Source organism: Halorussus marinus (genome assembly GCF_004765795.1).
Classification (GTDB): domain Archaea; phylum Halobacteriota; class Halobacteria; order Halobacteriales; family Haladaptataceae; genus Halorussus; species Halorussus marinus.
Map to the genome: position 1 here is coordinate 311,220 of NZ_SBIV01000002.1, position 13,900 is coordinate 325,119.

Genomic DNA, 13,900 nt, shown 5'->3' on the forward strand with positions numbered 1-13,900 from the left:
GGCGTTTTCCGGCGAGATCAGGGCGTCGCAGTACAGGCGGCGAGCGAGACGCCGGCGGACGCCGCCGCGAGAAACGTCCGTCTGGCATACCCGCGGGGCTTCGCGCCGAGCCAATAGTATTTTTGACAAAATATTAAGCGGGGCCGCGGGAAAACGCCTTGTATGCCCTCGCGAACGAACACACCCGACTCGCCCGCTCGGAGACGAGTGCTCGCGACGGGGTCGCTCGCGCTGGTCGGCGGTGCTGGCTGTCTAGACTACGCGTCCGTCCGCGAGGCGGTCGACGCCGGGACCGAGCCGACCGACTCCGAAACCGAGACCGCCGACGGTGGAACCGAAACCGACTCCGCGAGCGAATCGACGGTCGACGGCCCGGGTGATCGGTTTCGGATCGCTGTCTCGGAGAGCGACGGGGAACGCGAACTCCTCACGGGCGCGGACGTCGCGAGCGTCGGCGACGTCGAGCAATCGCGACAGGGCGGCTATCAGGTCCGGATGACGCTGACCGACGACGGGGCCGCGGCGTTCACCGACGGACTCGAACGTGCCGGCGCGTTCGACGACCCCGGCGCCCACGAGATCCGCACCTACCTCGACGGCGAGCGCGTCCAGACCGCGACGTTGGGCCGCGACCTCGCCGCCGCCATGGCGGACGGCGAGTGGGACGGACGCCTGCTCGTTCGGGTGTCGGACCGCGAGGCCGCCGAGCGACTGAGAGACGCGGTCGAAAACGGGTGAACCCGCGAGGGCGCTTGCCGGCGGCTACTGGTAGTCGTCGAGTTCGTAGAGGGCGCCGTACTTCGATTTGACGTAGTCGAGGAAGTAGTCGGCGGTGTAGCCCTCGCCGGTCGCCTGTCGGACGAGGTCGTCGGTGGTGTACCGCGAGCCGTGTCGGTGGACGTTCTCGGTCAGCCAGTCGTGGAGCGGTTCGAACTCGCCGGCCGCGATCTTCTCGTCGAGGCCGTCGATGTCGTCGGCGGCGCTGTCGTAGAGTTGGGCCGCGAGCACGCTCCCGAGCGAGTAGGTCGGGAAGTAGCCGAAGTCGCCGTGGCTCCAGTGGATGTCCTGCAGACAGCCCTCGGCGTCGGAGTCGGGGCGAACGCCCAGATACTCCTCGTACTTGTCGTTCCAGACCTCGGGCACGTCCTCGACGTCGAGGTCGCCCCGGACCAGGTCGCGTTCGATCTCGAACCGGACCACGATGTGCATGTGGTAGGTGAGCTCGTCGGCCTCGACCCGGATGAGGTTGTCCTCGTACACCTCGTTTGCGGCCTCGTAGACGTCCTCGACCGACGCGTCGCCGAGTCGGTCGGGGAACCGATCCTGAACTTTGGGGAGGAACCGCTCCCAGAACGCCGCCGAGCGCCCGACGTGGTTCTCCCAGAGCCGCGACTGGGACTCGTGGACGGTCATGTCCCGGGACTCGCCCAGCGGCGTCCCGTACGCCTCGCGGGGGAGCCCGAGCGTGTAGGTGGCGTGGCCGAACTCGTGGATCGTGCTCATCAGCGCGCCCAGCGGGTCTTCCTCGTTGAACCGCGTGGTGACCCGGGCGTCGAACTGATTGCCCGTCGAGAACGGGTGGGGCGCGGTGTCGAGCCGGCCGTGGTCCCAGTCGTACCCCAGCGTGTCGAGCACGTCTCGGGTCAGCTCCTCCTGGACGTCGGTGTCGAACTCGCCCTCGAAGGTGTCGGTGGCGAGGTCGGCGTCGCTCTCCCGGACCGCCTCGACGAGCGGGACGAGCTCGTCGCGAAGTCGCTGGAGGACCTCCTCGGCGGTCTCGACGCCGAGGTACGGCTCGTACTCCTCGAACAGCACCTCGTAGGGGTCTCGGTCGGGGTCGATGTGCTCGGCGTACTCGCGCTTGAGCTCGACCAGCTTCTCGAGGGTGGGCGCGAACGCCTCGAAGTCGTCGTCCTCGCGGGCCTCCTGCCAGACCGGCATCGCTTCCGAGGAGACCTCCGAGATCTCCTCGACGAGCTCCTGGGGCACCTTCGCCGCCCGGTCGTGCTTGCGCCGGATCTCCCGGACGACGGCCTCGCGCTCGGGGGCGAGCGACTCGGCTTCGAGCTCGTCGAGCAGGTCGGCCATCTCCTCGGACGTGAGCAGTTCGTGGCTCAGCGACGAGAGGGTCGAACGCTGTTTGGACCGGGCGGGCGTGCCGCCCTCGGGCATCATGACCTCCTGATCCCACGCGAGCACGCCGGCGGCCTGCCCGACGTTGCTGAGTCGCTGTACCTTCTCGATGAACTCGGTGTACGTCTCGGACGCCTCGTCTGTGGCGGCTTCGCTTGCCATCGACGCCGACTAGCGTGTCAGTAAATATCAAATCGGGGGTTCCGATCCGAAAGGCTCCGACCGACCGCGCCCCGGACCGCGCGTCCCGTTACGCCCCGAACCGCTCGGCCGCGTCCCGGTAGATCTCGTAGCACCGCTCCAGAACGGCGACGCTCGCGCTCTCGTCTTTCGTGTGGGCCTCGCCAGGCTCGGACGCGCCACAGACCACGCAGGTTGTGCCCGCCTCGTCGAGCCACCCCGCGTCGGTCGCGTGGGGTTTGGTCACCAGCTCGGGATCGTCGTCCTGCGCGCTCCGGGCGGCCGCGAGCACCGTCTCGGCGAACGCCTCGTCGTCGCACTCCATCGGCGGGAGGTCCTGCTCGACGGTCCACTCGACGCCCTCGATCGCCTCGACCCGTCCGAGGTCCGCGCGCTCGCCCGGGACGGTCCGCTCGTCGACGGTGACCTCGCAGGCTTCGGGGATCACGTTCCACCCGCTCCCGCCGTCGATCTCCGTGACCGCGAGGCTCCCGCTGACCCGCTCGCCGAACACCTCGGTCGCGGGGAACGACAGCTCTCGGATCTCGTCGACGGCGTCGGTGGCGCGGTAGATCGCGTTCTCGCCCGCCTCGGGCTCGCTGGCGTGGGCGGCCGCGCCCGCGGCGGTGACGACGCTCGCGCGCCGGCCCTTGTGGGCGACCGCCACGTCGGTGACTCCCGGCGCCGAGTAGCCGGTCGAGCCCTCGCCCACGATGGCGTAGTCGGGCGCGAAGCCGGCGTCGATGGCCCCGCGCGCGCCCTCGCCGCCGGTCTCCTCGCCGACGAAGCTGGCGAAGACGAGTTCGCCCGACGGAGTCCCATCCCTAAACGCGAGCATCGCGGCCGCGACCGCGCCCTTCATGTCGGCGGTCCCCCGGCCGTAGAGCCGACCGTCGCGCTCCTCGACGACGTACTCGCCGTCGGCGGTCGTCTGAGAGTCGGCCGGCGCCACCACGTCGTGGTGACCGACCAGCGCGAGCGACGACTCGCCCGCGCCCTTGCGGGCGATCACGTTGCCGACGGCGTCGCGGGTCACGTCGGCGTCGGTCTCCTCGCGGAGCCACGCCTCGATGGCGTCGCCCGCCTCGGTCTCGTCGTCGTGGCTCGGGATTGTGACCAGTTCGCGGGTCAGGTCTGTGAGTTCGCTCATGGCCGGAGCGTGGGCGCCCGCCGACTTGACTTCGAGGGAAGTGGCAGTCCGGTGGCTCGCGGTCGGGTCGCGGTCACCGCTCGTCGCCCGCCTCGGAGTCGTCGGCGCGCTCTTCGCGCTCGACGTCCCGGACCTGCGCCCGGAGTCGCTCCAGTTCGGACGCGGTCTCGCCCTCCGCGTCGGCGGCGAGCCGGTCGATCTGGGCCCGTATCTCTTCGAGCCGATCGGGGGACGCGCCGGGCGCCTCCTCGTCGGATTCCATCCCCGAGAGCGACCGCTCGATGGACTGGAGGCTCTGGCGCACCTCGCGGCTGGCGTCGGTCTCCTCGCGGATCCGGTAGATCTCGTCGTGGATCGCCTGTCGGTCGATCACGCCCGACCTCGACGGCGCCCGGCCAAAAAGGCGTAGCGGCCCGACCGGCTCGAACCAACAGACCGACCGTGACTTCGCCACGCTGGGGTACGGCGACGGCCGGCCGGTCGGGGCGGTCGCGCGCCATCGCCGGGCTGGAGGCGCTTGCCGGTCAGTTGCTCGTCGCGCTGGGGTGGTCGTGCTCACCGGACTGGACGCCTGGTCGGAGTAGCTACTCGTCGAGTTCCCGGGAGAGGTCCCGGCTCACCCCCGACAGCCGGGAGTGGCCCCACGCCGCGACGATGATCGCGCCGACCTGATTGAACACGAGGTCGTAGATGATGTCGCTCATCCCGTACTGGGCCAGCACCGCCTCGCCGCCGACCATCCCCGAGACGAGCCCGGTGGTGAACTCCAGGATCTCCCAGAGAACGCCGAACGCCATCACGAACACGAACAGGAACACGGAGACGAACTCCGGGGGGAACTCCACCGACTCCGAGTGGCGGTCGAACGCCGTGATGACGGCGTAGCCCACGCCCGCGACCACCGACGACGAGAGGGCGTGCGCGAACTGGTCGTACCACGGGAACCACTGGTAGACCCCGAGCGACCCGAGCGCGTGGACGAACACAGCGAGAGTGATCCAGAGCGCGAGCCCGGCGTCCATCGAGACGTGAGTGTCCCGGGCCAGCACCGCGGGCAGGAACGTGATCGCGAGCGGAACTCCGGCGTTGATCACGAGCCCGAACTTGGCCCGAAACAGGCTGTAGGCGACGATACCGGCGAGCCCGATCTGCAGGAGGTGGACGAGGTGCTGTTGGCGGCGCTCGCCGAGGCCGAACGCCTCGGTCAGGCTCACGCCGACCCACCCCCGGGCGACCGCCGGTGAAAGTACACCTCGAAGATCACGCCGGCGACGACCCCGGTCGCCGAGGCGAACACGAGGTCCCACATCAGCGCGTCTGGGGCCCCCAGAAACGCCGTCCCTAACAGCCGGTCGGCGTACCACTGGGCCACCGCCCACGTCCCGGCGGCCGCCATCGTGGTCATCACCACGAAGCCGACCGCGAAGCTCGGCGTCATCTCGACGCCGGAGAAGGCGTCTAACTCGACCGCGAGCAGGAGCGCCAGCGCCGCCACCGAGAGATACGTCGCCACCTGCAACAGCCGGCCGGTCGCGAGCGACCTGACCGCGACCGGCAACGCCACCAGGGCGACGACCTCCCACGGCGCCATCACCGCCCAGTCCCGCGAGAGTGCGGCGGGGGCCGCGACCAGCGCGACCGCCGCGACCGCGAACCCCGCCCACAGGATATCGGCGTCAAGCAGGTTCTCGCCGGCGGTGAGCGCCAGCACGCCGACCAGCGCCCACGCGACAGCAGCGTTGGTGCGGCCATCCGACAGCAACGAACTGCGAGTGCTCATACGACGCGTTCGGCCTCCACTCACGTAAGCGATGAGGCACGACCGGGCCACACGAGCGCCCGAGCGCGACCCACCCGGTGGCCGGGGATCGCCAAATCCCCGCGCGTTGAACATCCTTATCAGCGCGCCCGTCCAACGAGGAGACATGAACGTACTACCGGACACGAGCGTCGTCATCGACGGGCGCGTCTCCGAGCGCGTCTCGGACGGCGAGTTCGACGGCGCGACGGTCCTCATCCCGGAGGCGGTCGTCGCCGAGCTCGAGGCGCAGGCCAACCGGGGCCAAGACAGCGGGTGGGACGGGCTCGGCGAGCTCCAGCGGCTCGCGGACCTCGCCGACGAGGGCGAGATCGACCTGGAGTACGTCGGCGACCGCCCCGACCCGGGCGAGGCCGACGCCGCAAGCGAGGGCGAGATCGACGCGCTCATCCGCGAACTCGCGGCCGAACGCGAGGCCACCTTCGTCACGAGCGACAGCGTCCAGAGCGAGGTCGCGCGGGCGAAGGGGCTCGACGTCGAGTACATCGCGCCCAAGACCCGCGAGATCGGGGACCTCTCGATCGAGGAGTTCTTCGACGACTCGACGATGAGCGTCCACCTCAAGGTCGGCGTCGAGCCGATGGCCAAGCGCGGCGACGTCGGCGAGATGGAGTACACCGCGATCGGCGAGGACGTCCTCGACGAGTCGACGCTCAAGGACCACGCCCAGGAGATAATCGAGAGCGCAAAGCAGAGCCCCGAGGGGTTCATCGAACTCGACGAGCGCGGGATGACGATCGTCCAGTTTCGGGACTACCGGATCGCGATCTCGGAGCCGCCGTTCTCGGACGCGTGGGAGATCACCGCGGTCCGGCCGATCGTCAAGACCGACATGGAGGACTACGAGTTCGCCGCCGAGCTCAAAGACCGACTGCTCGACCACCAGCGCGGCGTCCTCGTCTCTGGGGCGCCCGGGGCAGGCAAGTCGACGTTCGCCCAGGCGGTCGGGGAGTTCCTCGCGGACCACGGCTTCGCGGTCAAGACGATGGAGAAACCCCGCGACCTCCAGGTCGGTCCCGAGATCACCCAGTACACCGAGCTCGCCGGCGAGATGGAGAAGACCGCCGACTCGCTTCTGATGGTCCGGCCCGACTACACCATCTACGACGAGGTCCGGAAGACCGACGACTTCGAGGTGTTCTCGGACATGCGGCTCGCGGGCGTCGGGATGGTCGGGGTGGTCCACGCCACCCGCGCCATCGACGCGCTCCAGCGGCTCATCGGTCGGGTCGAACTCGGGATGATCCCCCAGATCGTCGACACCGTCGTCTACATCGAGGCCGGGGAGGTCGAGAAGGTGTACGACGTCTCGACGCAGGTGAAGGTGCCCGAGGGGCTGATGGAGGAGGATCTGGCCCGCCCGGTGATCGTGATCGAGGACTTCGAGACCGGCCGGCCCGAGTACGAGATCTACACGTTCAATCGGCAGGTCGTCACCGTCCCGCTCAACGAGGGCGAGCGCGAGGAGAGCGGCGTCTCGAAGCTCGCGCGCCAGGAGATCGAGCGCGAGATCCAGTCGGTCGCCCGCGGCCGGGTCGACGTCGAGGTGCAGGGCCAGAACCGCGCGACGGTGTACGTCAGCGACGACGACATCTCCTACGTCATCGGGAAGGGCGGCGGCCGGATCGAGGACATCGAGAACCGACTCGGCATCGACATCGACGTCCGGACCCACGACGAGAAGCCCCAGTCGGTGTCCTCGTCGGGGACCGCCGGGGCCGGCGGCGCGGGCGGACCGCAGGGCAACGTCGTCACGCCGGAGATCACCTCCCGCCACATCGTCATCCCGACCGAGGGCCACGCCGGCGAGACCGTCGAGGTGCAGGCCGACGGCGAGTACCTGTTCACCGCGACGGTCGGCCGCGGCGGCGACATTCAGGTCTCGCGGGGGAGCGCCATCGCCGAGGAGCTAGAGCGAGCCATCGATCGGGAGCGCGCCATCACGGTGTCGGGCGCGTAGAGACGGTCGCGACCACGTCGTCACGTCTTCTCGAATCGCCGATTCGGAGCGCCGTCAGTCGCCCGCGGCCGGCGTCTCCTCCCGGAGCGCCGTCGCGACGCCCGAGTACCGCGACCACAGCACCAGCAGGCTCGGGAGGACGACCACGCTGGAGACGAACGCGAACGCGATCGAGGTGCCGGTCACCAGCCCGAACCGCTGGAGGGAGGGGACCAGCGCGAGCAACAGCACGCCGAACCCCGCGGCGGTCGTGACCGCGCTCGCGAGCAACGCGCCGCCGGTCCCCGCGACCGTGGTTTCGAGCGCGGCGACCGCCGAGGGCGCGCCCCCGAGTTCGTCGAGGAAGCGCTCGCTGATGTGGACCGCGTAGTCGACCCCGATGCCGATGGCGATGCCCGCGATGATCGCGGTCTCGCTGTTGAACGAGATGTCGAGGAGGTACATCACCCCGAGAATCCAGCTCAGCGCGAACACGACCGGCACCATCGTGATCGCGCCGAGCGCGAGGGTGCCGTACCGCCGGTAGAAGATCGTCGTGAGGAACGCGACGATGACCCCGAGCGTGATGAGGAACGTCTCGACCAGCGTCCGGAGCAGTCCCCGCTGGACCAGTTCGGTCACGATCGGCTGGCCGGTCGCGGTGACCCGGAGGTCGGTGTCGGCCTCGACGGCGGCGGCCGCCGCCCGCATCTCGTCGGTCACGACGCCGGTGTCCGAGCCGCCCCGGATCGAGACCGAGAGCCTGAGCGCGCGGTACTCGCAGTCGGCTCGCGACTCCGCCGCTCGACCGTCCCGTTGTGTCTCGGACCCAACGCACTCGCGCTGAATGACGGCGGCGGCCTCCTGAGGAGCCGCCGCGTACACCGCGTCGTACACCGCCGCGAGGTTCCGATCGGGGACCCCGTCGCCGTCGTCGTCGTTCTCGGCGACGACGGCCGCGACCGTCTCGTTGGCTGGCGCGGTGCGTTCGAGCAGCGCCAGCGGGCCGTCGACGCTCGGCCGACCGTTCCCGAGCGTGACGGCGGTCGAGCTGTCGGCGACCGACGCCCGGCCCGCCGCGAGCCGGTCGAGGGTGTCGGGCGAGGTGACCGGCCCCTCGACGAGGATCTCGGCCTGCGAGGCGTCGCGGGTCTGGACGAACGCGTCGTTGAGGAAGACGACGTTCTCCCGGAGTTCGTAGTCGCCCGGCCGGAACGGCTCGGGGAGCGAGTCCGTCCACTCGGGGGAGTCCCGAGGCAGGAAGTCGACCTGATTCAGCGAGGTGTCGATGTCGGTCGCGGCGTAGCCGCCCCCGGCGCTCACCACCAGCGCGATCGCGACGACCGCGATCGGGGCGCGGCGCGCGACGGTCGTCCCGAGCCCGAGCACGCGGTTGATCCGCGTCTCGCCGGTCCCGAACGCCGACCGGCGGCGGTCGAGGCCGACCCGCTCGAGAAGGCCGTCGAGTTCGAGCTTGAGCGCCGGGACGAGCGCCGCGAACACGACGAACGCCGAGACGATCCCGACCGCGCTCACCAGCCCGAACTCCCGGATCGAGCCGATCGGGCTCACGAGGTTCGAGAGGAACCCGACCGCGGTGGTGAACGTCGTCGCCGCGAGCGCGACCGCCACGCCCGCGAGCCCCGTCCGCATCGCCGCGGCGGGCGACCGGTCGGACGCGTCGGCGGCCGATCCCGGCCCGTCGGTCTCCTCGCGGGCCTCGCGATACCGCATCACGACGTGGAGCGCATAGTCGATCGAGAGCCCGATGAGGAGGAACGGCACCGCGATGAGGATCTGGGTGACGCCGATCCCGGCCCACCCCATGAACCCGCCCATCCAGACGAGGACGAGGAGGGTCCCGAACAGGCCAAGCGCCACGTCGAAGGGGTCGCGGTACGCGACGAACAGCACGACGAGCACGATGGCGAACGCGACGGGCGTGATGAGCGCGAAGCTCTCGCCGGTGGCCTGCCCGGACACCTCGTCGACGATGCCGGCGCCGAAGACGAACGAGTCGGTCGATTCGACGGTCTCCTCGGCGAGGTCGCGGGTGGCGAGCTGGCCGGCCACCACGTCGTCTGACAGCGAGTCCCCGCCGGACTCGGCGGTCTGGAACACGAACAGCACGCGGGCGGTGGCGGTCGTGCTCCCGGGCTCGTAGTCGGTCGCGACCAGCGAGAAGGGGTCGGTCGGTCCCGACGCGGGCCGGTCGGGGTCGAGGACCGCGAGCACCGCGCGCTCGACCTCGGCCTCGGACATCGACTCCAGTTGGGCGAGCTGTTCGTCGAGCGTCGGCGGGCCGGCGGCCGCCCGGGCGTCGGCGCCGGTCGCGTTCGACTCGGTGCGGTTCCCGGCGGAGTCGGCCCGCTCTCCTCGGAGCGCCTCGACGGCGACGAGGTTCGACAACCCGGCGGTCGGCGCCTCCGTCCGGAGGGTGGCGTTCACCGTCTCGTTCGCCCGGAGGCGCTGTTGGAGCCGGAGCGTCTCGATCAGCGACTGCTTCGAGAGCACGTCGTCGCCCCGGACCACCACCTGCATCGCGGTCGCGTTCGTCTCGCCGGTCGAGAAGTTCTCCCGGACGTACTCGAGCTTCTGGGCCTCGGTCGAGTCGCCGCCGAAGCTCGCGATCGTCAGACCGCCCTCGATGCCGCCGGCGCCGTAGCCGACGACGGCGGTGGCGACGAGCAACACCGCGATCACCAGTTTGCTGTGGCGCGCGATCGCGCCGGCGTACCGTTCGGCGAGGTCCATCTCTACCCGTCCAATCGGCCCGCTATTATAAAAGGTTGTAGAAATATACAATAGCCGTGACGCTCCGAGCGCCCGGCCGCGACGCCACTCGAAACCACTTACTGCCGGGAGCCTCTCTCTCCCGACTGGAATGAGCGCACACGACGCGGTGGCGGCGCTGAAGCAACTCGGCCTGTCGAACTACGAGGCGAGGGTGTTCGTGGCGCTCCAGCGGCTCGGCACCGGGACCACCCAGGAGGTGAGCGAGACCTCCGAGGTCCCCCGATCGCAGGTGTACGGCGCGGCCGACGACCTCGCCGAGCGGGGGCTGGTGGAGGTGGTCGAGTCCTCGCCAAAGCGCTACCGCCCGGTGAGCCTCGACGCGGCGCGCGAACAGCTCCGGAGCCGGATCGAACGCGAGCACGAACGGGCGTTCGAGAACCTCGAATCGGTGCGCAACGAGCGCGCCGACCGGACCGACGAGGGCGACGTCTCGACGCTCCACGGGCGCCACGCGGTCCACGAGCGCGTCGCGGCGCTGGTCGAGCGCGCGAGCGAGCAGGTCGTGTTGATCGCGGGCGACGCCGACCTGCTCTCGGAGGACGTCGAGGCCGCGCTCCGCGAGCGAGCCGCCGCCGGGGTCCCGGTCGTGGTGGTCACGCAGGAACGGGCGGTCGAACGGCGGTTCGCCGACGCCCCGGTCCGGGTCGTGGTGGCGCCCCCGGATCGGACGCGGGGGTTCACCGGGCGGACGCTCCTCGTCGACGACGCCACCGTCCTGCTGTCGGTCCGGACCGACGACGGGGGCGAGCCGTTCGAGGAGACGGCGCTCTGGACCGCAGACACCAGAATCGGACGCATTCTCGCGGAGTTCATCCACGCCGGGATGCAGTCCGGGTTCGAGGGCGAGTACCCCGGCGCCGAGTAGTTACCGCGGGTGAGACGAGACGCGCGGACGGGCCGGCGTCGCCTCGAAAACGAGTCAGCGACGATCGGTCACTCCGCGCACGTCTGGGCGTCGGCCGCCTCCGGCGCGGTCTCTTGGCTCACGTCGATCTCGTAGAGGTTCTGTCGTGCGTCGGCGAAGTAGACGTCCTCCTGTACGACCTCGAGCTCTTCGAGCCGTTCGAGGGCGTAGCGGACGGTTCGAGCCGACAGCATCGACTCCTCGACGATCTGTTTCTGGGTCAGCGCGCCCTTGTACTCGAGCACCTTGAAAACCAGCTTCGCACTCGGCGGAAGTTCGTCGATGTCCTCTCGCTCGGACTGGGATACCATCATTACGTTTCGAAACACGCGAATGCCATAAAAGTATTGAGAACGACCCGCACGGATCGTCGCCTCGACACGGTAAAAAGGTTCGGGGCGTAGGGCGCCAGCGACCGGAAGAAGCCCCGCGATAGCAGTCCCGGTCCGCCGGTAGCATGGCGTAGCGGTCGGAGACTGTGGTGGGGCGGTGCCGAGGCGGATGCGGGGTAGTGCAGGGCGGATGCGGGGCAGTGCGGGACGGTTGCGGGGCAGTGCAGGGCGGATGCGGGGCAGTGCGGGACGGTTGCGGGGCAGTGCAGAGCGGATGCGGGGCAGTGCGGGACGGTGCTGAGGCGGTTGCCGTGCAGTCGCGCACCGGCTATCGTCCCGCGAGCGAGGGCGAAGCCCGAGCGAGCGGCCCAAGGGCCGACCAACGGGAGGCCCGAAGGGTTTTGATCGAGCTTTTGCAAGGGCGCGGCGCTCGTGGCGCGCCCGAAGCAAAAGGTCGTGGGGAAAGGCTGGGTTTTTCAAGACGCGTCCCCCATTCACCCGTATGGCTACCGCATCCGAACGGCGGGCCTCTCATCTCCGCGGGGTGACGGTGACGGCCGTCGCCACGCTCGCGGGCGTCGTCGCGGCGTTCGTCTCCGCGACGGTCCTCGGGATGGAGGCGACAGACACGCTAGGGCTGGGCATCGTGGGCGCGCTCGTCGTCGCCCAGTACCCGGTCCTGAAAGTGCTGGGCATCGACGTGGGGGACTTCTCCACCAAAGACCACCTCTACGTGGTGTTCATGACGTTCTCGCTCTGGTTCGTGAGCTGGACCATCCTGCTGACCAACAACGTCACCTTCTAGCATGGCCGACGACAGCATCGCCGTCGTAGACCTCGAACGGTGTCAACCCGATCGCTGTAGCTACGAGTGCAAGAACTACTGTCCGCCGAACCGGACGGGCAAGGAGTGCATCACGCTCCGGGGCGAGGACGCCGAGGAGGGCCAGCCCGATCAGGTCCACATCAGCGAGGAGATCTGTCTGGGCGAGACCTGCGGCATCTGCGTCGAGAAGTGCCCGTTCGACGCCATCGAGATCATCAACCTCCCCCAAGAGCTTCAGGACGAGCCGGTCCACCGCTACGGCGAGAACGCCTTCTCGCTGTACGGCCTGCCGGTCCCTATCGAGGGACAGGTCACGGGCATCCTCGGGCCGAACGGCATCGGGAAGACGACCGCGGTCCGGATTCTGGCGGGCGAACTCGCGCCCAACCTCGGCGACCACGCCGACCCGCCGGGCTGGGAGGCGGTGCTCGATGCCTACCGCGGGACCGAGCTTCAGGACTACCTCACCGCGGTCCGGGACGGCGACGTGACCGTCGCGCGAAAGCCCCAGTACGTCGACAAGATCCCCGATCAGTTCGACGGCCCCACCGCGGAGCTACTGGAGAACACCGACGAGCGAGGCGTGCTCGACGACCTGCTCGAACGCCTCGAGATCGAGCACGTCATGGATCAGGACATCGACAGCCTCTCGGGCGGGGAGCTCCAGCGGGTCGCGCTGGTGGCGTGTCTGGCCCGCGAGGCCGACTTCTACTTCGTCGACGAGATCACGCCGTACCTCGACATCAGCCAGCGGGTGGCGGCCGCCCGACTGATTCAGGAGATGGCCAACGAGCACGGCAAGTCGATGCTGGTCGTCGAACACGACCTCGCCATCCTCGATCTGGTCGCCGACAACCTCCACGTCGCGTACGGTGAGCCCGGCGCGTACGGGGTCATCACCGACCCCAAGTCGGTCCGGAACGGCATCAACGAGTACCTCAAGGGGTATCTCGACAACGAGAACATGCGCATCCGGCCCGACCCCATCGAGTTCGAGGAGCACGCGCCCCGGCAGGTGAGTCGCGCCGACACCCTCGTGGAGTACCCCGACCTCCGCAAGTCCTACGGCGACGGCGAGTTCAGCCTCGACGTCGAGGGCGGGGCGATCCGAGAGAACGAAGTGCTGGGGATCGTCGGCCCGAACGGCATCGGCAAGTCGACGTTCGCGAAGCTGTTGGCGGGCCGGCTCGAACCGGACGGAGACGCGCTCGATTTCAGCCTCGACATCGCCTACAAGCCCCAGTACATCGAGATCGACCAGCCGATGCGGGTCGACGCGTTCATGCGCTCGATCACCGACCGGGTCGGCTCCTCCTACTGGGAGACCGAGATCGCCAAGCCGCTCCAGCTCGATCGCATCATGGAGCAGAACCTCACCGACCTCTCGGGCGGCGAGCGCCAGCGGGTCGCGATCGCGGCCTGCCTGTCGAAGTCGGCCGACCTCTACCTGCTCGACGAGCCCTCGGCGTACCTCGACGTCGAACAGCGGGTGCGAGCGACCACCGCCATCCGGCGGTTCGCCGAACAGCAGGACGCCACCGTGCTGGTGGTCGACCACGACATCTACATGATCGACCTGCTCGCCGACCGACTGATGGTCTTCGACGGCGAGCCGGCGGTCCGGGGTCGTGCGAGCGCGCCAACCGGGATGCGTGCGGGGATGAACGACTTCCTCTCGAACCTCGACGTCACGTTCCGCCGCGACGAGAACGTCGGTCGCCCGCGCATCAACAAGCCGGGGAGCCAGCTCGACCGCGAGCAGAAAAAGCAGGGCGAGTACTACTACGCGCCCTGAACGGCGGCCGACCGATTCCGACCCCG

General features: G+C 69.4%; 12 protein-coding genes. 5 read left to right on the forward strand and 7 right to left on the reverse strand.

Annotation, left to right across the window (positions count from 1 at the left end):
• Window positions 1-162: 162 nt before the first annotated feature.
• Window positions 163-738 (forward strand): preprotein translocase subunit SecD family protein, encoded by a 576-nt coding sequence (locus tag EPY72_RS05550; protein ID WP_135805809.1) that lies wholly within the window; start codon window positions 163-165, stop codon window positions 736-738.
• 24 nt (window positions 739-762) lie between these two features.
• On the opposite strand, the gene EPY72_RS05555 is transcribed toward EPY72_RS05550, so the two are convergent.
• The 5 genes from EPY72_RS05555 to EPY72_RS05575 form a co-directional block, all read right to left on the reverse strand.
• Window positions 763-2,295, reverse strand: coding sequence for a carboxypeptidase M32 (locus EPY72_RS05555; RefSeq protein WP_134669631.1), 1,533 nt, complete (start codon window positions 2,293-2,295; stop codon window positions 763-765).
• Window positions 2,296-2,383: 88 nt separating this feature from the next.
• On the reverse strand, window positions 2,384-3,463 hold the full coding sequence (locus tag EPY72_RS05560; protein WP_134669633.1) for a M20 family metallopeptidase: 1,080 nt from the start codon (window positions 3,461-3,463) through the stop codon (window positions 2,384-2,386).
• Between the two features lie 73 nt (window positions 3,464-3,536).
• Window positions 3,537-3,836: a hypothetical protein gene (locus EPY72_RS05565; RefSeq protein ID WP_134669635.1), complete on the reverse strand. Its 300-nt coding sequence runs from the start codon at window positions 3,834-3,836 to the stop codon at window positions 3,537-3,539.
• Between the two features lie 211 nt (window positions 3,837-4,047).
• On the reverse strand, window positions 4,048-4,677 hold the full coding sequence (locus EPY72_RS05570) for a DUF2238 domain-containing protein (RefSeq protein ID WP_134669637.1): 630 nt from the start codon (window positions 4,675-4,677) through the stop codon (window positions 4,048-4,050).
• On the reverse strand, window positions 4,674-5,243 hold the full coding sequence (locus EPY72_RS05575; RefSeq protein WP_134669639.1) for a hypothetical protein: 570 nt from the start codon (window positions 5,241-5,243) through the stop codon (window positions 4,674-4,676). The genes EPY72_RS05570 and EPY72_RS05575 overlap by 4 nt, the downstream gene beginning before the upstream one ends.
• Before the next feature lie 145 nt (window positions 5,244-5,388).
• On the opposite strand from EPY72_RS05575, the gene EPY72_RS05580 reads away from it, so the two are divergent.
• Window positions 5,389-7,242, forward strand: coding sequence for a PINc/VapC family ATPase (locus tag EPY72_RS05580; RefSeq protein ID WP_135805810.1), 1,854 nt, complete (start codon window positions 5,389-5,391; stop codon window positions 7,240-7,242).
• A 54-nt stretch (window positions 7,243-7,296) separates the two neighbouring features.
• Here the strand turns inward: EPY72_RS05580 and EPY72_RS05585 are convergent, their stop codons facing one another.
• The gene (locus tag EPY72_RS05585) at window positions 7,297-9,975 is read right to left on the reverse strand and encodes an efflux RND transporter permease subunit (RefSeq protein ID WP_135805811.1); all 2,679 of its coding nucleotides are present in this window, start codon (window positions 9,973-9,975) and stop codon (window positions 7,297-7,299) included.
• 130 nt (window positions 9,976-10,105) lie between these two features.
• Here EPY72_RS05585 and EPY72_RS05590 point away from each other — a divergent pair, with 130 nt between their 5' ends.
• Window positions 10,106-10,882, forward strand: coding sequence for a TrmB family transcriptional regulator (locus EPY72_RS05590; protein WP_135805812.1), 777 nt, complete (start codon window positions 10,106-10,108; stop codon window positions 10,880-10,882).
• 68 nt (window positions 10,883-10,950) lie between these two features.
• On the opposite strand, the gene EPY72_RS05595 is transcribed toward EPY72_RS05590, so the two are convergent.
• A complete protein-coding gene (locus EPY72_RS05595) occupies window positions 10,951-11,232 on the reverse strand; it encodes a MarR family transcriptional regulator (RefSeq protein WP_134669700.1) in 282 nt (93 codons plus the stop codon).
• 523 nt (window positions 11,233-11,755) lie between these two features.
• On the opposite strand from EPY72_RS05595, the gene EPY72_RS05600 reads away from it, so the two are divergent.
• Both EPY72_RS05600 and EPY72_RS05605 read left to right on the forward strand, forming a co-directional pair.
• Window positions 11,756-12,058, forward strand: coding sequence for an EMC6-like membrane protein (locus tag EPY72_RS05600; protein ID WP_134669647.1), 303 nt, complete (start codon window positions 11,756-11,758; stop codon window positions 12,056-12,058).
• A 1-nt stretch (window position 12,059) separates the two neighbouring features.
• Window positions 12,060-13,874, forward strand: coding sequence for a ribosome biogenesis/translation initiation ATPase RLI (locus EPY72_RS05605; protein WP_134669649.1), 1,815 nt, complete (start codon window positions 12,060-12,062; stop codon window positions 13,872-13,874).
• Window positions 13,875-13,900: the final 26 nt, after the last annotated feature.

Coding starts and splice junctions, on each gene's coding strand:
- EPY72_RS05600 (WP_134669647.1), top strand. CDS start 11,756: ATGGCTACCGCATCCGAACGGCGGGCCTCTCATCTCCGCGGGGTGACG.
- EPY72_RS05560 (WP_134669633.1), bottom strand. CDS start 3,463: ATGAGCGAACTCACAGACCTGACCCGCGAACTGGTCACAATCCCGAGC.
- EPY72_RS05605 (WP_134669649.1), top strand. CDS start 12,060: ATGGCCGACGACAGCATCGCCGTCGTAGACCTCGAACGGTGTCAACCC.
- EPY72_RS05580 (WP_135805810.1), top strand. CDS start 5,389: ATGAACGTACTACCGGACACGAGCGTCGTCATCGACGGGCGCGTCTCC.
- EPY72_RS05595 (WP_134669700.1), bottom strand. CDS start 11,232: ATGGTATCCCAGTCCGAGCGAGAGGACATCGACGAACTTCCGCCGAGT.
- EPY72_RS05575 (WP_134669639.1), bottom strand. CDS start 5,243: ATGAGCACTCGCAGTTCGTTGCTGTCGGATGGCCGCACCAACGCTGCT.
- EPY72_RS05590 (WP_135805812.1), top strand. CDS start 10,106: ATGAGCGCACACGACGCGGTGGCGGCGCTGAAGCAACTCGGCCTGTCG.
- EPY72_RS05585 (WP_135805811.1), bottom strand. CDS start 9,975: ATGGACCTCGCCGAACGGTACGCCGGCGCGATCGCGCGCCACAGCAAA.
- EPY72_RS05555 (WP_134669631.1), bottom strand. CDS start 2,295: ATGGCAAGCGAAGCCGCCACAGACGAGGCGTCCGAGACGTACACCGAG.
- EPY72_RS05550 (WP_135805809.1), top strand. CDS start 163: ATGCCCTCGCGAACGAACACACCCGACTCGCCCGCTCGGAGACGAGTG.